Genomic DNA, 18,597 nt, shown 5'->3' with positions numbered 1-18,597 from the left:
CGATGCGCAACCCCGTCGACTTCGCCATCTCGCACGCGCGGCTGACGCTGGCGCTGCTGCTCTTCCTGCTCGTGGCGGGCTTCTCGGCCTATATCACGATCCCCAAGGAGGCGGAGCCGGACGTCCAGGTGCCGATCGTCTACGTGCAGCTGTCGCAGCGGGGCATCAGCCCGGAGGATTCCGAGCGCCTGCTGCTGCGGCCGGTGGAGACGCAGCTCAAGTCCGTCGCCAACGTCAAGGAGATGCGCTCCACCGCGTTCGAGGGCGGCGGCTTCGTGCTGCTCGAATTCGAGGCCGGCTTCAACGCCGCCAAGGCGCTCGCCGACGTGCGCGCCAAGGTCGATGACGCCAAGCGCGACCTGCCCCGCGACGCCGACCAGCCGGCGGTGCGCGAGGTCAATCTGTCGCTGTTCCCGATCCTCGTCGTCGCGCTGACCGGCGAGGTGCCGGAACGGACGCTGCTGCGCGTCGCCCGGTCCGCCAAGACGGCGATCGAGCAGATTCCCGGCGTGCTCTCCGCCGAATTGCGCGGCGCGCGGGACGAGGTGGTCGAGGTGATCGCCGAGCCGATGCTGCTGAAGAGCTACGGCATCTCGCTGCCCGAACTGATCGCCGCCACCACGCAGGGCAACACGCTGGTCACCGCCGGCGCGCTGGAGGGCGGCAGCGGCCGCTTCGCCGTCAAGGTGCCCGGCCTCATCGAGAAGCCGCAGGACGTGCTGTCGCTGCCGCTGGCGGCGACGCCCGGGGCCAGCGTCGCGCTCGGCGACGTCGCCGAGGTGCGCCCCACCTTCAAGGACGCGACCTCGATCACCCGCGTCAACGGCAAGCCGGCCATCGCCATCGAGGTCTCCAAGCGCACCGGCGCCAACCTGATCGAGACGGTCGACGGCGTGAAGTACGTCGTCGCGCAGCTGCGACAGGCGTGGCCGGGCGCCATCGACGTGTCGTTCACCCAGGACAAGTCGAAGACCATCCGGGACATGCTGCACGAGCTGCAGAACAGCGTCATCACGGCGGTGCTGCTCGTGTTCGTCATCATGCTCGTCGTGCTCGGCGGGCGCGCCTCGCTGTTCATCGGCATCGCCATCCCCGCCTCGTTTCTCACCGGCATCCTCGGCCTGCAGATGGCGGGGCTGACGGTCAACATCGTCGTGCTGTTCGCGCTGATCCTCGCCGTCGGCATGCTGGTCGACGATGCCATCATCGTCTCGGAGTTCGCCGAGCGCCGCATGGCGGAGGGCATGCAGCCCAAGCAGGCCTATTCGCTGGCGGCGCGCCGCATGGCGGGCCCGGTGATCGCCGCCACCGCGACGCGCGTCGCCGCGTTCTCGCCGCTGATGTTCTGGCCAGGCATCGTCGGCCAGTTCATGAAGTACCTGCCCCTGACGCTGATCGCGACGCTCTCGGCCTCGCTGGTCGTGGCGCTGTTCTTCACGCCGACGCTCGGGGCGCTGCTGGGCCGGGCCAGCGACAAGCCGCACGACGAGCGCGCCGCCGAGCGCGGTGTCTACATGACCGTGGTGCGCGCCACGCTGCGCCGACCGCTCTCGACGCTGTTCGCGACCGCGCTGCTGCTGGTCGGCGTGCAGTACGCCTATGGCCGCTTCGGCAACGGGGTCGAGTTCTTCCCGAATGTGGAGCCGGACTACGGGCTCGTTCAGGTCCACGCGCGCGGCAATCTCTCGCTCGTCGAGAAGGATCGGCTGGTGCGCATCGTCGAGGACCGCATCCTGCCGATGAAGGAGATCCGCACGGTCTACGCCCGGGCGGGCGAAGGCCAGAAGGGCTCGAGCGAAATCTCCGAAGACACGGTCGGCACCATCCAGTTCGAGTTCGTCGACTGGCAGCACCGGCGGCCGGCGCACGAGATCATGGACGAGATCCGCGCCGCCTCGGCCGACATTCCGGGCGTCAATGTCGAGGTGACGGCGCCGAAGGGCGGCCCGCCCACCGGCAAGCCTGTGCAGGTGCAGCTCACCGCGCTCGACCCCGACCTGCTGCCCGCGGCCGCCGTCAAGGTCGCGGCGCTGCTGGAGAAGCGGCCCGACATCCGCGACCTCGACAACGGCCTGCCGCTGCCGGGCATCGACTGGACCATCCGCGTCAACAAGACCGAGGCGGCCAAGTACGGCGCCAGTGCGGCGACGGTCGGCACCGCCGTGCAGCTCGTCACCAACGGGCTGAAGATCACCGAGTACCGCCCGAACGAGACCGACAAGTCGGTCGACCTCATTGTCCGTTTCCCGGAAAACATGCGCAACCTCGACGAGCTGGAGGAGCTGCGCATGAACACGCCGGTCGGCTCCGTGCCCGTCGGCAACTTCGTCGAGCGCATCGCGACGCCGCGCGTCGGGCAGATCAACCGCGTCGCCGGCCAGCGCGTCATCACCGTCTCCGCCAACCTCGCGGAGGGGGTGCAGAGCGCGGCCGTGCAGCAGGCGCTGGTGAAGGACCTGCGCGCCATGGACCTCGGGCCGGGCGTGGTGTTCCGGATGAAGGGCGAGGACGAGGAGCGCGAGAAGGCGGGCGCCTTCCTGATGAAGGCGTTCGGCACGGCGCTGTTCCTGATCTTCGCGATCCTGCTGGCGCAGTTCAACAAGTTCTCCAGCGTCATGCTGGTGCTGTCGGCCGTCGTGCTGTCGACCATCGGCGTGCTGATCGGCCTGATGACGATGGGCCAGGCGTTCGGCGTGGTGATGACCGGCATCGGCGTCATCGCCAACGCCGGCGTCATCGTGAACAACAACATCGTGCTGATCGACACCTACGACAGGCTGCGCCGCGAAGGCATGGAGGCCTACGACGCCATCGTGGAGACTTGCCGGGAGCGCGCCCGCCCCGTGGTGCTGACGGCGGTGACGGCGGTGCTCGGCGTGCTCGCCATCGCCTTCGGCGTCAATCTGGACTTCGTCAACCGCGAGGTCGCGGTCGGCGCGCCGTCGACGCAGTGGTGGATCCATTTGTCGACCGCGATCGTGTTCGGCCTGGGCTTTGCGACGGTGCTGACGCTGGTGGTGACGCCGGCGGCGCTGATGGCGCTGGCCAACCTTTCGGCGTGGCGCGCGCGGCGCAGGCAGGCCCGCGCCGCGCGCCGGGCCGCGCGGGCCGCGCCGGCGCGGGATGTCGGGGCCGAGGGCGCCGCCGCCGCCGCGGCGGAGTGAGCCGCGCGGGTTGACGCCGGCCGCATCCCGGTTCACCACACGACGGAACCGACCGCACCAAGGACGCCCCCGATGAGCGACGCCCGCACCGAGTTCCTGCTGTCCACCCTTCGGCTCGCGCCCGTGGTGCCGGTCATCACCGTCGACCACCCCGCGCAGGCGGTGGAGATGGCGACCGCGCTGGTGGCGGGCGGGCTGCCGGTGCTCGAGGTGACGCTGCGCACCGACAGCGCGCTCGAGGCGATCGAGGCGATGGCCCGGCACGTGCCGGGCGCGGTGGTGGGAGCGGGCACGGTGCTGACGCCCTCCCAGGTGTCGGAGGCGGCGTCGGCGGGGGCGCGGTTCCTGGTCAGCCCGGGGGCCACGACGAAGCTCGCGGAGGCCGCGGCGCGCGGCCCGGCGCCGCTGCTGCCCGGCGTCGCCACGGCCAGCGAGGCCATGGCGATGGCCGAGATGGGCCACCACGTGCTGAAGTTCTTTCCGGCCGAGGCGGCGGGCGGCGTCGCCTATCTCAAGTCGTTGGCGGCTCCGCTGCCGCACCTGACCTTCTGCCCGACCGGCGGCATCGACGCCGCCAAGGCCCGCGCCTACCTGGCGCTGCCCAACGTGGCGTGCGTGGGCGGCTCGTGGGTGCTGCCGGCCGCCGCCGTGAAGGCGGGCGACTGGGCGACGGTGACGCGGCTGTCGCGCGAGGCGGCCGGGCTGCGCGGCTAGCCGGCTCCGGTCCCGCGCCTCACTCGGGCGCGAAGCCCTTCAGCAGCGTGTCGGGCGCGCTGGTGTTGTGGCGCGAGGGCGCGGTGCGTCCCAGCCAGAACTCCGTGGCGTAGCTGCCGTAGAAGTCCATCACGGGGCGCGACACCCAGCCCTTGCCGCGCGGCTCCTTCCAGGCGACGTGGGCGGCGTCGGCGTTGGTCTCCATCACGAACATCGAGCGCAGCGCGGCGAAGGGTCGGCCGCGCGTCCCCGCCTCCAGCTTCACCTCGACGGAGGCCGCGCTCTCGCCGAGCTCGGCGACGCGCACCGTGCCGGCCTCCCCCTTGGCGAAGGTGAGCTCGAAGCTCTTGATCTTCGGCATGAAGCGGACCGCGCGCAGAGACACGAACGGGCGCTCCTTCTCCTCGACTGGGCCGACCAGGAACGACGTGCCGTAGGCGATCTCGTCGAGCCGCGCCGGCGGCAACGGGCGCAGCCGCCAGTAGCCGTCGAGCGGGTAGAGCACGAGGTATTCGTAGGGACCGCGCGGCGTCTTGGCGAAGAGCTGCACGAGGTGGAGCGCGCGTTCCATGCGGTCGCCGACCGTGACCGGCACGTCGCCCTTGCGCCAGAACTCGGAGTGCCGGTAGCCGACGAGCATCAGCTCGTCGTCCTCGTACAGCACGAGGCGCTCGACCTTGTCCTCGGGCCCGGGCGGCTGGTCCTTGATGGTGCAGTCGGTGAAGTCCGGCGCGCGCGAGTCCTGCGCGATGGAGCCGATCACCGCCGGCGGCCGGGCCTCCAGCTTGAAGTAGCGGACGCGCGGGTTCGAGAAGGTGAGGTAGACGTTGTCGTCCTCGGCGCACAAGGTCGGCTTGCTGCGCCCGGCGACGTTGACGCCCATGTCCTTCTGCTGCGCCATGGCGGCGAGCGGCGGCAGCGCGAGCGCGGCGGCGAGGACGAGGCGGACGGCGCGCTGGATGGCGGACACGCGGGAGCTCCGGGGAGGCGAGGGAACGGCGGGCGGTGGCGGCTTTGTGAAGCCGCCCGGCGTCTTCCGCAAGCCCCCGCGTCAGTCCGGCTTCGCCGTCGCCAGGAATTCGCCCATCCGGGCCAGGGCCTTGCGGATGTTCTCGGTCGAGTTGGCGTAGCTGAGCCGGATATAGCCCTCGCCGTGGACGCCGAAGTCCGGCCCGCCGATGGTGGCGACGCCGGCCTGCTCGAGCAGCGCGGAGGCGAGGCGCTTGGCCTTCCAGCCGGTCTTGGAGATGTTCGGAAACGCGTAGAACGCGCCCTTCGGCACGGCCGCCGACACGTTCGGCAGCGCATTGAGCCCTTCCGTCACCACCTTCCGGCGGCGGTCGAACTCGGCGACCATGTCGCGCACCGCGTCCTGCGGGCCGGTGAGGGCGGCGAGGCCCGCGAACTGCGCCGAGGCGTTGACGCAGCTGTAGGAGTTCACCGCCAGCTTGCGGGCGTTCTCATAGAGGCGCTTCGGCCACACCGAGAACCCCATGCGCCAGCCGGTCATGGCGTAGGTCTTGGACCAGCCGTCGAGCAGGATCAGGCGGTCGCGGATGTCGGGATAGGCGAGCAGCGTCTGGTGGGCGAGGCCGTCATAGGTCATCTGGCCATAGATCTCGTCCGACATGATCGCCACATCGGGATGCCGGCGAAGACCCTCGACCAGCTTGTCGATCTCCGCCTTCGGGGTGACGCCGCCGGTGGGGTTGGCCGGCGAGTTGACGATCAGCAGCCGCGTGCGCGGCGTGATCAGCGACAGCGTCTCCTCGGCGGAGAAGGCGAAGCCGTTGGCCTCGCGGATCGGCACCGGAACCGGGGTCGCGCCGGTGAACTCGATCATCGAGCGATAGATCGGGAAGCCAGGGTCAGGATACAGGATCTCCGCGCCGGGCTCGCCGAACATCAGGATGGCCATGAACATGGTCACCTTGCCGCCCGGCACGATCAGCACCAGTTCGGGATCGACCTCGACGCCGAGCCGCTTGTGCAGGTCCGCCGCCACCGCCTCGCGCAGCGGCAGGATGCCGGTCGCCGGCGTGTAGCCGTGGTGGCCGTCGCGCAGCGCCTTGATGGCGGCCTCGACGATGTGGTCCGGCGTGCGGAAATCCGGCTGGCCGATGCCCAGGTTGATGACGTCGCGGCCCTGGCGCTGAAGCTCGGTGGCGCGGGCGAGCACCGCGAAGGCGTTTTCCTCGCCGATGCGGTCGAACGACTTGACGGTGTGCAACATGGCGCTCCCCCTGCGTACGTCGGTGGTCTTGGCGTTGTCTGACATGCGCTCAGAACAATGCTCGACGCCAGCGGACGATTGATTTCGGCGCGCATTTAGGCTGATGTCACGCCGAAATCAAATCGGTTCGAATGACCGGTGAGGCGAGGAAACGCATAAGGGGGACGACATGGCCGTCAAGGGCAAGGGAACCGGAAAGCCGGGCGGCAAGGCCGCCAAGCCGGGCGTCAACGCCAAGGCCGCGAAGGCGTCCGCCGGCGGTGCGTCCGCCAGCACTCCGGCCAAGGCGGCTCCGGCCCGCGCGGCCGCGGCGAAGCCCGCCAAGGGCGGCGGCGTCGTCGCGCCCGGCGCGGCGTCGAAGGTCGCGAAGGCGTCGGCTTCCGCCAAGGGCGCAGCCGGCAAGGCCCCGGCGCGCGGCCCGCAGCGTCCTTCCAAGGCGGCGCTCGGCGGCGGAGAGCGCAAGCTGCGCTCGCAGCTCTGGTTCGACAACCCCGACAATCCCGGCATGACGGCGCTCTACCTCGAGCGCTACCTCAACTTCGGGCTCACCCGCGAAGAGCTGATGTCCGGCAAGCCGATCATCGGCATCGCCCAGACCGGCTCCGACCTGTCGCCCTGCAACCGCCATCACCTCGACCTCGCCAAGCGGGTGCGCGAGGGCATCACGGCGGCCGGCGGCGTGTGCTTCGAGTTTCCGGTCCATCCGATTCAGGAGACCGGCAAGCGTCCCACCGCCTCGCTCGACCGCAACCTCGCCTATCTCGGCCTCGTCGAGCTGCTTTACGGCTACCCCCTCGACGGCGTGGTGCTCACCACCGGCTGCGACAAGACGACGCCGGCCTGCATCATGGCGGCGGCGACGGTGAACATCCCCGCCATCGTGCTCTCCGGCGGCCCGATGCTGAACGGCTACTGGAAGGGCGAGCTCTCTGGCTCCGGCACCATCGTGTGGAAGTCGCGCGAGCGGCTGGCCGCCGGCGAGATCGACTACAACGAGTTCATCGACATCGTGGCCTCGTCCGCGCCGTCGGTCGGCCACTGCAACACGATGGGCACGGCCTCGACGATGAACGGCCTGGCGGAAGCGCTCGGCATGTCGCTGCCGGGCTGCGCGGCCATCCCGGCTCCCTATCGCGAGCGCGGCCAGATCGCCTACGAGACCGGCAAGCGCGCCGTCCAGATGGTGTGGGAGGACCTCAAGCCCTCCGACATCCTGACCCGCGAGGCGTTCGAGAACGCCATCGTCGTCAACTCGGCCATCGGCGGCTCGACCAACGCGCCGATCCATATCAACGCCATCGCCCGCCACATCGGCGTCAAGCTCACCGTCGAGGACTGGGAGAAGGTGGGCCACAAGGTCCCGCTGATCGCAAACGTGCAGCCGGCCGGCCACTATCTCTGCGAGGAGTACCACCGCGCCGGCGGGATTCCCGCCGTGGTCAACGAGCTGATGAAGAAGCGGCTCATCCACGAGAACGCGCTGACCGTCAACGGCCGCACCATGGGCGAGAACTGCCGCAACCGGCCGGTGCAGGACCACGACGTCATCTATCCCATCGACAAGCCGATGATGAAGGACGCCGGGTTCATCGTGCTGAAGGGGAACCTGTTCGACAACGCGGTGATGAAGACCAGCGTGATCTCCGACGAGTTCCGCAATCGCTACCTGTCCAACCCCAAGGACCCCGAGGCGTTCGAGGGCCGCGCCATCGTGTTCGACGGGCCGGAGGACTACCACCACCGCATCGACGATCCGAAGCTGAAGATCGACGAAAACTGCATGCTGTTCATGCGCGGCGCCGGTCCAATCGGCTATCCCGGCGCGGCTGAGGTGGTGAACATGCAGCCGCCGGCAGCGCTGATCAAGAAGGGCATCCATTCCCTTCCCTGCATCGGCGACGGCCGCCAGTCGGGAACCTCGGGCTCGCCCTCCATCCTCAACGCCTCGCCGGAGGCGGCGGCGGGCGGAGGCCTGGCGCTGCTGAAGACGGGCGACCGCGTGCGCATCGACCTGCGCAAGGGCACCGCCGACATCCTCATCTCGGACGAGGAGCTGGCGAAGCGCCGCGCCGACCTGCAGAAGCGCGGCGGCTACAAGTACCCCGAGAGCCAGACGCCCTGGCAGGAAATCCAGCGCTCGATGGTCGACCAGCTCGGCGCCGGCATGGTGCTCAAGCCGGCGGTGAAGTATCAGGACGTCGCCCACACCAAGGGCGCGCCGCGCGACAACCACTGACCCCCGCGTGCGCCTCTCCCGCCGGGAGGGGCGCGCCGGAGCTTCCGGACTGCTCATGACCGCGTCCACCGCCTCCGTCCCCGACCCCCGCACCGGTCTGCCGATCGGGCCGGAGGTGGCGTCGCACGCCGCCCGGCGGCCGGAACGCACGACGCTCGCCGGGCGCTACGTCACGCTCGCGCCGCTCGATCCCGAGCGCCACGCGGCGGAGCTGTTCGCCGAGACGCACGGCGAGGGCGAAGGCGCGATGTGGCAATATCTCGGCGACGGCCCGTTCGCCGATCTCTCGGCGTTCACGGCCAGCCTGCGCGCCAAGGCGGCGTCGGCGGACCCGCTCTTCTTCGCCATTCTTGACGCCGCCAGCGGGCGCGCGCTCGGCTACCAGACGCTGATGCGCATCGACGCGCCGAACCGCGTCGTCGAGGTCGGCAACATCGTCTACGGCCGCTCGCTTCAGCGCACGCCGGGCGCGACCGAGGCGCAGTACCTGTTCGCCCGCCACGTCTTCGACGACCTCGGCTACCGGCGCTACGAGTGGAAGTGCAACGCCTGCAACGCGCCCTCCCAGCGCGCTGCGCGGCGCTTCGGCTTCTCCTACGAGGGCCTGTTCCGGCAGCACATGATCGTCAAGGGTCGCAACCGGGACACCGCCTGGTTCTCCATGCTCGATCACGAATGGCCGGCGCGGCGCGCCGCCTTCGAGGCCTGGCTGAATCCCGACAATTTCGACGCCGACGGACGGCAGCGCCGGAGCCTGTCCGATTTCGCCGGCGCGCCGCTCACCTGACAAGCCCGGCGGGCCCGGCCCGCCCTCAACGACATCGAAAGGGACACTCCCATGGCAGGACGGCTGAATGGAAAGGTCGCGGTCGTGACCGCGGCGGCGCAGGGCATCGGGCGGGCCATCGCCGAGGCCTATGTGCGCGAGGGCGCGACGGTGTGGGCCACCGACATCGCGGTCGACAAGCTCGCCGGACTGTCGGGCGCGACGGTCCGCAAGCTCGACGTGCTCTCCGACGAGGCCGTCGCCGCGCTGGCGCGCGAGACCGGCCCCATCGACATCCTGTGCAACGCCGCCGGCTTCGTGCACCACGGCACCGTGCTCGAGTGCGACGACAAGGCCTGGGACTTCTCGTTCGACATCAACGTCAAGTCGATGCACCGCACCATCAAGGCGTTCCTCCCCGGCATGCTGGCAAAGGGCGGCGGCGCCATCGTCAACATCGCCTCCGGCGCGGGCTCGGTGCGCGGCATCCCGAACCGCTACGTCTACGGAGCGACCAAGGCGGCGGTGATCGGCCTCACCAAGGCGGTCGCGGCCGACTTCATCCGCAAGGGCGTGCGCGCCAACGCCATCTGCCCGGGCACCATCGAATCGCCGTCGCTGGACGACCGCATTTCGACGCTGGCCAGCACCTCGGGCCAGTCGGTCGATGCGGTGCGGCAGGCGTTCATCGACCGCCAGCCGATCGGCCGCCTCGGCAAGCCCGAGGAGATCGCCGCCATGGCGGTCTATCTCGCCGGCGATGAGGCCGCCTACACGACGGGCCAGATCTTCCTGGTCGACGGCGGCTTCGCGCTCTGAGCGGCGCGGCAGGGAGGCAGACGATGCACATCCTCATCATCGGCGCGGCCGGCATGGTCGGCCGCAAGCTCACCCAGCGCCTCGTCAGGGACGGCGGGCTGGGCGGCAAGCCCATCGACAAGGCGACGCTGCACGATATCGTCCAGCCGAGCGCGCCGGAGGGCGCCCCATTCGCGACGACGACCGTGGCGTCGGACTTCTCCCTGCCCGGCGAGGCGGCGAAGCTGGTGGCCGGCCGCCCCGACATCATTTTCCATCTCGCCGCCATCGTGTCCGGCGAGGCGGAACAGGACTTTGAGAAGGGCTACCGCATCAATCTCGACGGCGCGTGGAAGCTGTTCGAGGCGATCCGGGCGGTGGGCGACGGCTACAAGCCGCGTGTGGTGTTCACCTCGTCCATCGCGGTGTTCGGCGCGCCCTTCCCGGCGGCGATCGGCGACGAGTTCTTCACGACGCCGCTCACCTCCTACGGCACCCAGAAGGCCGTGGGGGAGCTGCTACTCTCCGACTATACCCGCAAGGGCTTCTTCGACGGCGTCGGCATCCGCCTGCCGACCATCTGCGTGCGGCCCGGCGCGCCCAACAAGGCGGCGTCCGGCTTTTTCTCGAACATCATCCGCGAGCCGCTGGCCGGCCACGAGGCGGTGCTGCCGGTGCCGGAGGACGTGCGCCACTGGCATGCCTCGCCGCGCTCCGCCGTGGGCTTCCTCGTCCATGCCGCGACCATGGACACGTCCCGCATCGGCCCGCGCCGCGCGCTGACGATGCCGGGCCTGTCGGCGACGGTGGGCGAGCAGATCGAGGCGCTGCGCCGCGTCGGCGGCGACAAGGTCGTGGCGCGCATCCGCCGCGAGCCCGACACGACCATCATGAAGATCGTCGAAGGCTGGCCGCGCAATTTCGACGCGCGCCGCGCCACCGAACTCGGCTTCGTGGCGGAAACGACCTTCGACGAGATCATCCGCGTCCATCTCGAGGACGAGCTGGGCGGCAAGATCGCCTGAGCGGATTGGGGCCGGCCGCGCCGCCGGCCGGCCTCACTGCTTCTTCAAATAGATCTGCGCGCCGCTCGGTGGGTTCTTCTCGAAGATCCTGTCCGGCCCCTGCGCGAAGCTCTGCTCGTGGCCCTTGCGGGCGACGAGGTGCAGACGGCCGCGCTCGGTGTACCAGGAGGTGGGGTCGAACAGCTTGAGCCCCGAATCGAGACAGCCGCCGGAGAGGATCGCCACGTACTGGCCGCGCCGCGGCGCCGGGCGCGACGTCAGCTCGATCGAGCAGATCGGCTTGTACTTGTCGCGCGCCACGCCATAGAGGCCGAACACCACGTCGGGGGTGAGCGCCGGAAGGTCCGTCATCACCGCCTTGGCGAGCGCGGTGGACACGGCGTTGGCGCGGTCGCCGGCCTGCCCGCCGACGGGCGCCAGCACCATGCGGTCCGGATCGGGCGAGGCGTAGCGGCCTTCCTTCTCGGCGCGGAACTCGGTCGCGACCTGGCCCGAGGCGTCGAGAAAAGCGATGCGGCGGTCCTGCGTCACCGCCCATCCGGAGATCTGGGCCAGCGCCGGCGCGGTTGCGCGGCAGGCCGGCGGCACGCCGAGCACGTAGCCGTGCGTGGCGCGTCCCGCCCCGAACTGGACCCGGCAGGTTTTCCGCGTCCTCGGATTGGTGAGGTCCCACGGGCCGGCGAGCGCGTCCATCACGTTGGCCGGCAGGTCGCCCGCCACGGGCTGGCCGCGCGCGGCCTCCTGGGCGAACGCCGGAAGCGCCAGCCCCGCGACGACGAGCGCGCCCAGGGCGCTCACCGCCCAGCGCCAGGTTCCGCGCGCGCAAGCCACCGTCATGCCTTCACCCCGCCTTTTCGCGACAGCGTCGCCCTTCGCCGAACAATGCTCCGAATGAAGCCGCCGACGCAATCGCGCCATCCGTTGGGGGGATGCGCGCGGGGCGAGTGCGTCGGACCGTCGGCCGAATGCGCCCGAGCCGCCCGGCCCGGGCGAAGGGCCGCGCTCAGCGCGGCCAGGGCGTCTCGGACACCGGCGTCAGCGGGCCCTTGCCGGCGAACCAGGAGGTCAGGTTGTCGACCATGAGCTGGCCCATCAGGCGACGGGTGTGGACCGAGCCGGAGCCGACATGCGGCAGCAGTACGACATGGTCCATCGCCATCAGCTCGGAGGGGACGTGCGGCTCGTGCTCGAACACGTCGAGGCCAGCGGAATGAATGACCTTGTTCTGCAGCGCGCTGATGAGCGCGCCCTCGTCCACCACGCTGCCGCGGCCGATATTGACGAGGATGCCGGCCGGGCCGAGCGCGCGCAGCACTTCGGCGTCGACGATGTGGAACGTGTCGGGCCCGCCGGGCGCGACGCTGATCAGGATGTCGACATCCTTCGCCATCTCGACGAGGCTGGCGTAGTAGCGATAGGGCACGTCCTTCTGCGGGGACCGGCCGTGATAGACGATCTTCAGGCCGAACGCCTCGCAGCGCGTGGCGATCGCCTTGCCGATGCGCCCGAGCGCCAGGATGCCGACGGTCTTGTCGCGCAGGGTGGAGGTGCTGAGCGGGAACGGACCCTGCTTCTCCCACAGGCCGGCCCGCAGATAGCGCTCCGACCGCGACAGGTCGCGCGCCGTCATCAGCAGCAGGCCGAGCGCCGTGTCGGCGACCTCCTCCGTCAGCACGTCCGGCGTATTGGTCACCACGATCTTGTGCTCGCCGGCCCATTTGGCGTCGACCGAGTCGTAGCCGACGCCGAAATTGGCGACGATCTCCAGCTTCGGCAGCTTGCCCATGAAGGCGCCGTCCACCTTGGCGTGGCCGCCCATGGCGACGCCGCGAATGCGCGGGCCGACCTCGGCGAGGAACGCGTCCCGGCCCTCGGCCGGGAGATGGTGAAGCGTGAAGTTGGCTTCGAGCTGCTCCATGACGAGCGGCATGAGCTTGCCGGTCGCCAGTACGTCGATCGTCTTCAAGATGGTCCTCCGGGAGATAGGCCTGCACGTTGGCCTTGCTTCACACGGCTTTTCAATCGGTTCAAGGTCGCTTCTTGATTTACCTGACCGGCATGCAATGATGCATGGCGGGTTCGGAGGCGGCAAGCGCGAGCGGGCCTCCTCCGCCCGTCAATTCCAACACGCTCGACCGAAACGTGGCATGGCCCGTGGCGAGCAGGGAGGACTCAATGGCATCAGTGGGCATCCGCGACGTGCGGAAGGCATTCGGCTCGACCCAGGTCATTCACGGGGTCAACATCGACATCAACGACGGCGAGTTCGTCATCCTGGTCGGGCCTTCGGGCTGCGGCAAGTCCACGCTGCTGCGCATGATCGCGGGGCTGGAGAACATCAGCGGCGGCGACATCCGCATCGGCGATCGCGTCGTCAACGACGTTCCGCCGAAGGAGCGCGACATCGCGATGGTGTTCCAGAACTACGCGCTCTATCCGCACATGACGGTCGCCGACAACATGGCGTTCTCGATGAAGCTGCGCGGCGCGCCGAAGTCGGAGATCGAGGCGCGGGTCAACAAGGCGGCCGGCATTCTCGGGCTCGAGAAGCTGCTGGACCGCTATCCCCGCCAGCTCTCCGGCGGCCAGCGCCAGCGCGTCGCCATGGGCCGCGCCATCGTGCGCGACCCGCAGGTCTTTCTCTTCGACGAGCCGCTGTCCAACCTCGACGCCAAGCTGCGCGTGCAGATGCGCACCGAGATCAAGGAGCTTCACCAGCGCCTGAAGACCACGACGGTCTACGTCACCCACGACCAGATCGAGGCCATGACCATGGCCGACAAGATCGTCGTGATGCACGACGGCATCGTCGAGCAGATGGGCGCGCCTCTGGAGCTCTATGACCGCCCCGCCAACCTCTTCGTGGCAGGCTTCATCGGCTCGCCGGCGATGAACTTCATTCGCGGCAAGGTGCGCGCCGGCGCGCCGGCCTCGGTGGTCACGGACGCCGGCGGGGCCTTCCCGCTCGCCATCGCGCCGCAGGGCTCGGACGGCCGCCCGGTCGTCTACGGCATGCGTCCCGAGCACATCCATCTCGACCCCAACGGCCTGCCCGCCGAGGTGGTGGTGGTGGAGCCGACCGGTTCGGAGACGCAGGTCGTCGTCCGCGTCGCCGGCTCCGAGCTGGTGTGCGTGTTCCGCGAGCGCATCACGGCCGGCCCGGGCGAGACGATTCGCATCTCCCCGGACCCCAAGCTGGTCCACGTTTTCGATGCCGAGACGGGCAAGCGCCTCGGCTGAGGTTTCGACGCCGCGCGGCTTGCCGCGCGGCGTCTTCGCAAGGGCGGCGCCCCGAATGCGCCGCCTCACAACATCGGAGGAATACGCTCAATGTTCTCCATGGATCGCCGTAAACTGATCAAGACCGGCGCGGCGCTCGGCGCGGCCGGCGCCACGGGCCTGCTCGACTTCGCCAAGGCATGGGCGCAGCAGTCGCCGTTCAAGCCCGAGCCCAACGCGACGATCTCGATCCTCCGGTGGAAGCGCTTCGTCGAGGCCGAGGACGCGCAGTTCATGAAGATCGTCGAGGCCTTCACCAAGGCGACCGGCGTCAAGGTGAACGTGTCCAACGAGTCCTTCGACGACATTCAGCCCAAGGCGTCCGTCGCCGCCAACACGGGGCAGGGCCCCGACATGGTGTGGGGCCTGCACTCGCTGCCGCACCTGTTCCCCGACAAGTGCACCGACGTCTCCGACGTCGCCGACTATCTCGGCAAGAAATACGGCGGCTGGGTGCCGGCGGCTGTCGCCACCGGCCAGAGCAAGGGCAAGTGGATCGCCGTTCCGGTGGCGTTCAACGGCGGCTACATCAACTACCGCATCAGCGCCGTGCAGAAGGCGGGCTTCAAGGGCGTGCCCGGCGACACCGCCGGCTTCCTCGAGCTGTGCCGCGCGCTGAAGAAGAACAACACGCCGTCCGGCTTTGCGCTCGGCCACGCCACGGGCGACGCCAATGGCTGGATCCACTGGCTGCTGTGGTCGCACGGCTCCTACCTCATCGACAAGGATGAGAAGGTCATCATCAACTCGCCCGAGACGGCCAAGGCGCTGGATTACGCCAAGCAGCTCTACGAGACCTTCGTGCCCGGCACGGCGTCGTGGAACGACTCCTCCAACAACAAGGCCTTCCTCGCCGGCGAGCTCTACCTCACCGCCAACGGCATCTCGATCTACGCCGCCGCCAAGGCGCAGAACATGACCGCCATCGCCGAGGACATGGACCACGCGGCGTGGCCGGTGGGCCCGGTGGGCAAGCCGCAGGAACTGCAGCTGCTCTTCCCGCTGCTGATCTTCAAGTACTCGAAGAACCCGAAGGCCTCGAAGGCGTTCGTGACCTTCCTGATGGAGGCCGAGAACTACAATCCGTGGCTCGAGGCCGCGGCCGGCTATCTCACCCAGCCGCTGAACGCCTACGACAACAACCCGGTCTGGACCAAGGACCCCAAGAACACCGTGTTCCGCGACGCCGGCAAGCGCACCCTGCCGGCCAGCGGCATCGGCCCGGTGACGGAGAAGGCGGCCGCCGCCATCTCCGATTTCATCCTCGTGGACATGGTGGCCAACTACTGCACCGGCCGCGAGGACGTGAAGGGCGCCATCGCCCAGGCGGAACGCCAGGCCAAGCGCCTGTTCCGCTGAGGCCGAGGACATGCGCGGCCGCGCCTTTCGGGGCGCGGCCGTTTTCGTCGGCGCGGGAGGGGAACCGCGTCCGGATCGCCGCAGGCCGGGGACGTCCGAAATGACCGAAAACACAGCAGGGCGCCTGGCCGGGGCGGACTTGCACAGGCCGGGGTTCTACGACCGCCTCAAGATCAACCGGAACTGGCTCGGCTTCTGGTTCATGCTGCCGGCCGCGCTGATCCTGATGCTGTTCCTCGCCTATCCGCTGGGCAAGGGATTCTGGCTGTCCTTCACGGACGCCAAGATCGGGCGAGAGGGCGCGTGGATCGGCATCGAGAACTACGAGTGGCTGGGCCTGCCGTGGTGGGACGACGCCGACAACGTGTTCTGGCTGTCGGTGTTCAACACGCTGCTCTACACGGTGGTGGCGTCGATCCTGAAGTTCGTGATCGGCCTCTATCTGGCGTTGCTGCTCAACGAGAACCTGCCCTTCAAGGCGCTCATCCGGTCGATCGTGCTGATCCCCTTCGTGGTGCCGACCGTGCTCTCGGCCATCGCGTTCTGGTGGATCTTCGACAGCCAGTTCTCGATCATCTCATGGTCGCTGCGCCATCTTGGGCTGCTCGACCACAACATCAACTTCCTCGGCGATCCCAACAACGCGCGCATGTCGCTGATCTTCGCCAATGTCTGGCGCGGCGTGCCGTTCATCGCCATCACGCTGCTGGCCGGCCTGCAGACCGTCTCGCCCTCGCTCTACGAGGCGGCGACGCTGGACGGGGCCAACCGCTGGCAGAATTTCCGCTACGTCACCTTCCCCATCCTCACACCGATCATCGCGGTGGTGATGACCTTCTCGGTGCTGCTCACCTTCACCGACTTCCAGTTGGTCTGGGCGATGACGCGCGGCGGCCCGGTCAACTCGACGCACCTCATGGCGACGCTGTCCTACCAGCGCGCCATCCTGGCCGGGAATCTCGGCGAAGGGGCGGCCATCGCGATCTCGATGGTGCCGTTCCTGCTGGTTGCGATCATGATCTCGTGGTTCGGCCTGCAACGGCGCAAGTGGCAGCAGGGAGGCCAGGATGACTGAAGCGACCGCGCCGCGCCCGCACCTGACGGACGCCTCGGAGGGCATGACCTACCTGGACACCGCGTCCCGCCGCGCCGTGACGGTGTACGTGCCCCTCTTCCTCATCATGGTGGTGCTGATCTTTCCATTCTACTGGATGGTGCTGACCGCCATCAAACCGGACGAGCAGCTGATCGACCTCGACACCTACAACCCGTTCTTCGTCGTCAACCCGACGCTGAAGCACATCAACAAGCTCCTGTTCGAGTCGAACTATCCGGTCTGGCTGTGGAACACGATGTACGTCTCGGTGCTGGCGACGGCGCTGTCGCTGGTGGCGAGCGTGCTGGCCGCCTACGCCATCGTGCGCATCCGCTACCGGGGCGCGCAGTGGGTCGGCGCGGCGATCTTCCTCGCCTATCTGGTGCCGCCGTCGATCCTGTTCATCCCGCTGGCGACGATCGTGCAGGCCTACGGCCTGTTCGACAGCCCGATGGCGCTGGTGCTGGTCTACCCCACGATCCTGATTCCGTTCTCGACCTGGCTGCTGATGGGCTACTTCAAGACCATCCCCTACGAGCTGGAGGAATGCGCGCTGATCGACGGGGCGTCGCGCATGCAGATCCTCACCAAGATCATCCTGCCGCTCGCCGTGCCGGGGCTGATCTCGGCCGGCATCTTCTCGCTGACGCTGTGCTGGAACGAGTTCATCTACGCGCTCACGTTCCTGTCCTCGACAGAGAACAAGACGGTGCCAGTGGCCATCGTCAGCGAGTTCGTGGACGGCGACATCTACCGCTGGGGCTCGCTGATGGCGGGCGCGCTGCTCGGCTCGCTGCCGCTGGTGATCCTCTACTCGTTCTTCGTCGAGCACTACGTGTCGGCCATGACCGGCGCGGTGAAGGAATGAATCTATGAGCGTGACTGTCGGATTCGTCGGCCTCGGCGCCATGGGGCTGCCGATGGCGCGCAACCTCGTGGCGCGGCAGTTCCGGGTGCAGGGCTACGACATGCGCCGCGACGCGCTCGACGCCCTGCCCGACGCGGGCGGCCACGCCGCCGGCTCGGCGGCCGAGGCCGCGCGCGGGGCCGACATGCTGATCCTGATGGTGGTCAACGCCGCCCAGGCGGAGGCCGTGCTCATCGACGGCGGGGCGCTCGCCGCGCTGCCGTCCGGCGCGGTGGTGGTGCTGATGGCGACCTGCCCGCCGGCGGCTGTGAAGGCGCTGGCCGAGCGCGTTGCCGAGGCCGGCTGCGCGCTGGTGGACGCGCCGGTCTCGGGCGGCACCAAGGGGGCGACCGCCGGCACGCTGACCATCATGGCCGCGGCTCCGTCCAAGATCTTCGCCCGCGCCCGGCCGGTGCTGGAGGCGCTGGGGGACAAGCTGTTCCACGTCGGCGAGACGCCGGGGCAGGGCGCGGCGGTGAAGACCGTCAACCAGCTCCTGTGCGGCGTCCATATCGCGGCCTGCGCCGAGGCGCTGGTGCTGGCCGAGAAGGCCGGCATCGAGGGCAAGGTCGCGCTGGAGATCCTCGGCGGCGCGGCGGCGTCGAGCTGGATGCTGCACGACCGCGGGCCGCGCATGCTGGAGGACGACCCGGTCGTATCGAGCGCCGTCGACATCTTCGTCAAGGACCTGGGCATCGTGCTCGACGCCGGCCGCGCTTCGAAGGTGACGACCCCGCTCGCCGCCGTCGCCCACCAGATGTTCCTCGCCGCCTCCGCCGGCGGGCTCGGCGGCAAGGACGACAGCCAGGTCGTCGAGATCTACCGCGACCTGGCGGGCCTCGGAGACTGAGGGTTCGCCGTCCCCACGCGCCCAAAGGGCGGACGCCAGTCCGCCCGTCCCACGCGCCTATAGCCCGCCATCCTTCCGGATGCGGGGCTTGGCTTGTTCTGCGATGCCCGGAAGGGCGGCGCGGAACGGCGGGGGCCTCGTCCCGCCGGCGGATGCCGGAGGTGAGGGTG

Annotated in this window: 15 protein-coding genes; 11 read left to right on the top strand and 4 right to left on the bottom strand. The window is 69.3% G+C overall.

Annotated elements, in window-relative coordinates:
* Nucleotides 1–2 precede the first annotated feature (2 nt).
* A complete protein-coding gene (locus NK718_RS13780; RefSeq protein WP_254743352.1) occupies nucleotides 3–3,164 on the top strand; it encodes an efflux RND transporter permease subunit in 3,162 nt (1,053 codons plus the stop codon).
* A gap of 72 nt (nucleotides 3,165–3,236) precedes the next feature.
* Complete coding sequence (gene eda / locus NK718_RS13775) at nucleotides 3,237–3,878, top strand: bifunctional 4-hydroxy-2-oxoglutarate aldolase/2-dehydro-3-deoxy-phosphogluconate aldolase (protein ID WP_254743350.1); 642 nt, start codon at nucleotides 3,237–3,239, stop codon at nucleotides 3,876–3,878.
* A 19-nt stretch (nucleotides 3,879–3,897) separates the two neighbouring features.
* Here the strand turns inward: eda and NK718_RS13770 are convergent, their stop codons facing one another.
* Nucleotides 3,898–4,848 carry a hypothetical protein gene (locus NK718_RS13770; protein ID WP_254743348.1) on the bottom strand — a complete coding sequence of 317 codons (951 nt, stop codon included), beginning with the start codon at nucleotides 4,846–4,848 and terminating at the stop codon, nucleotides 3,898–3,900.
* Nucleotides 4,849–4,929: 81 nt separating this feature from the next.
* On the bottom strand, nucleotides 4,930–6,111 hold the full coding sequence (locus NK718_RS13765; RefSeq protein WP_254743346.1) for a pyridoxal phosphate-dependent aminotransferase: 1,182 nt from the start codon (nucleotides 6,109–6,111) through the stop codon (nucleotides 4,930–4,932).
* 169 nt (nucleotides 6,112–6,280) lie between these two features.
* Between NK718_RS13765 and NK718_RS13760 the strand changes: the two genes are divergently transcribed.
* Genes NK718_RS13760 through denD form a run of 4 tightly spaced genes read left to right on the top strand, consistent with a single transcriptional unit; the run spans nucleotide 6,281 to nucleotide 10,936 of the window.
* A complete protein-coding gene (locus tag NK718_RS13760; RefSeq protein WP_254743344.1) occupies nucleotides 6,281–8,347 on the top strand; it encodes an IlvD/Edd family dehydratase in 2,067 nt (688 codons plus the stop codon).
* 55 nt (nucleotides 8,348–8,402) lie between these two features.
* Entirely contained in the window at nucleotides 8,403–9,134 is a 732-nt protein-coding gene (locus tag NK718_RS13755) for a GNAT family N-acetyltransferase (RefSeq protein WP_254743342.1), read from the top strand.
* 51 nt (nucleotides 9,135–9,185) lie between these two features.
* Complete coding sequence (locus NK718_RS13750) at nucleotides 9,186–9,932, top strand: SDR family oxidoreductase (RefSeq protein WP_254743340.1); 747 nt, start codon at nucleotides 9,186–9,188, stop codon at nucleotides 9,930–9,932.
* Between the two features lie 23 nt (nucleotides 9,933–9,955).
* Nucleotides 9,956–10,936 carry a D-erythronate dehydrogenase gene (gene denD / locus NK718_RS13745; RefSeq protein WP_254743338.1) on the top strand — a complete coding sequence of 327 codons (981 nt, stop codon included), beginning with the start codon at nucleotides 9,956–9,958 and terminating at the stop codon, nucleotides 10,934–10,936.
* Between the two features lie 33 nt (nucleotides 10,937–10,969).
* Here the strand turns inward: denD and NK718_RS13740 are convergent, their stop codons facing one another.
* Nucleotides 10,970–11,773: an AprI/Inh family metalloprotease inhibitor gene (locus NK718_RS13740; RefSeq protein WP_254743336.1), complete on the bottom strand. Its 804-nt coding sequence runs from the start codon at nucleotides 11,771–11,773 to the stop codon at nucleotides 10,970–10,972.
* A gap of 166 nt (nucleotides 11,774–11,939) precedes the next feature.
* Nucleotides 11,940–12,902, bottom strand: coding sequence for a 2-hydroxyacid dehydrogenase (locus tag NK718_RS13735; protein WP_256515622.1), 963 nt, complete (start codon nucleotides 12,900–12,902; stop codon nucleotides 11,940–11,942).
* Nucleotides 12,903–13,111: 209 nt separating this feature from the next.
* Here NK718_RS13735 and NK718_RS13730 point away from each other — a divergent pair, with 209 nt between their 5' ends.
* From NK718_RS13730 to NK718_RS13710, 5 genes are all read left to right on the top strand, one after another.
* Nucleotides 13,112–14,176, top strand: a complete 1,065-nt coding sequence (locus tag NK718_RS13730) for an ABC transporter ATP-binding protein (RefSeq protein ID WP_254743334.1) — start codon at nucleotides 13,112–13,114, stop codon at nucleotides 14,174–14,176.
* 90 nt (nucleotides 14,177–14,266) lie between these two features.
* On the top strand, nucleotides 14,267–15,574 hold the full coding sequence (locus tag NK718_RS13725) for an ABC transporter substrate-binding protein (RefSeq protein ID WP_254743332.1): 1,308 nt from the start codon (nucleotides 14,267–14,269) through the stop codon (nucleotides 15,572–15,574).
* Between the two features lie 100 nt (nucleotides 15,575–15,674).
* A complete protein-coding gene (locus NK718_RS13720) occupies nucleotides 15,675–16,649 on the top strand; it encodes a carbohydrate ABC transporter permease (protein WP_254743330.1) in 975 nt (324 codons plus the stop codon).
* A complete protein-coding gene (locus tag NK718_RS13715; RefSeq protein WP_254743328.1) occupies nucleotides 16,642–17,538 on the top strand; it encodes a carbohydrate ABC transporter permease in 897 nt (298 codons plus the stop codon). The genes NK718_RS13720 and NK718_RS13715 overlap by 8 nt, the downstream gene beginning before the upstream one ends.
* A 4-nt stretch (nucleotides 17,539–17,542) precedes the next feature.
* Nucleotides 17,543–18,427: an NAD(P)-dependent oxidoreductase gene (locus tag NK718_RS13710; RefSeq protein ID WP_254743326.1), complete on the top strand. Its 885-nt coding sequence runs from the start codon at nucleotides 17,543–17,545 to the stop codon at nucleotides 18,425–18,427.
* Nucleotides 18,428–18,597: the final 170 nt, after the last annotated feature.

This window comes from Alsobacter ponti (genome assembly GCF_024294805.1).
In the GTDB taxonomy this organism is placed as follows: Bacteria; Pseudomonadota; Alphaproteobacteria; order Rhizobiales; family Beijerinckiaceae; genus Alsobacter; species Alsobacter ponti.
The sequence above is the reverse complement of the archived record's forward strand: the minus strand, read 5'-3'. Positions and strand labels throughout refer to the sequence as shown.

Coding starts and splice junctions, on each gene's coding strand:
- NK718_RS13755 (WP_254743342.1), top strand. CDS start 8,403: ATGACCGCGTCCACCGCCTCCGTCCCCGACCCCCGCACCGGTCTGCCG.
- NK718_RS13740 (WP_254743336.1), bottom strand. CDS start 11,773: ATGACGGTGGCTTGCGCGCGCGGAACCTGGCGCTGGGCGGTGAGCGCC.
- NK718_RS13730 (WP_254743334.1), top strand. CDS start 13,112: ATGGCATCAGTGGGCATCCGCGACGTGCGGAAGGCATTCGGCTCGACC.
- NK718_RS13765 (WP_254743346.1), bottom strand. CDS start 6,111: ATGTTGCACACCGTCAAGTCGTTCGACCGCATCGGCGAGGAAAACGCC.
- NK718_RS13715 (WP_254743328.1), top strand. CDS start 16,642: ATGACTGAAGCGACCGCGCCGCGCCCGCACCTGACGGACGCCTCGGAG.
- NK718_RS13750 (WP_254743340.1), top strand. CDS start 9,186: ATGGCAGGACGGCTGAATGGAAAGGTCGCGGTCGTGACCGCGGCGGCG.
- denD (WP_254743338.1), top strand. CDS start 9,956: ATGCACATCCTCATCATCGGCGCGGCCGGCATGGTCGGCCGCAAGCTC.
- NK718_RS13780 (WP_254743352.1), top strand. CDS start 3: ATGCGCAACCCCGTCGACTTCGCCATCTCGCACGCGCGGCTGACGCTG.
- eda (WP_254743350.1), top strand. CDS start 3,237: ATGAGCGACGCCCGCACCGAGTTCCTGCTGTCCACCCTTCGGCTCGCG.
- NK718_RS13720 (WP_254743330.1), top strand. CDS start 15,675: ATGACCGAAAACACAGCAGGGCGCCTGGCCGGGGCGGACTTGCACAGG.
- NK718_RS13710 (WP_254743326.1), top strand. CDS start 17,543: ATGAGCGTGACTGTCGGATTCGTCGGCCTCGGCGCCATGGGGCTGCCG.
- NK718_RS13725 (WP_254743332.1), top strand. CDS start 14,267: ATGTTCTCCATGGATCGCCGTAAACTGATCAAGACCGGCGCGGCGCTC.
- NK718_RS13760 (WP_254743344.1), top strand. CDS start 6,281: ATGGCCGTCAAGGGCAAGGGAACCGGAAAGCCGGGCGGCAAGGCCGCC.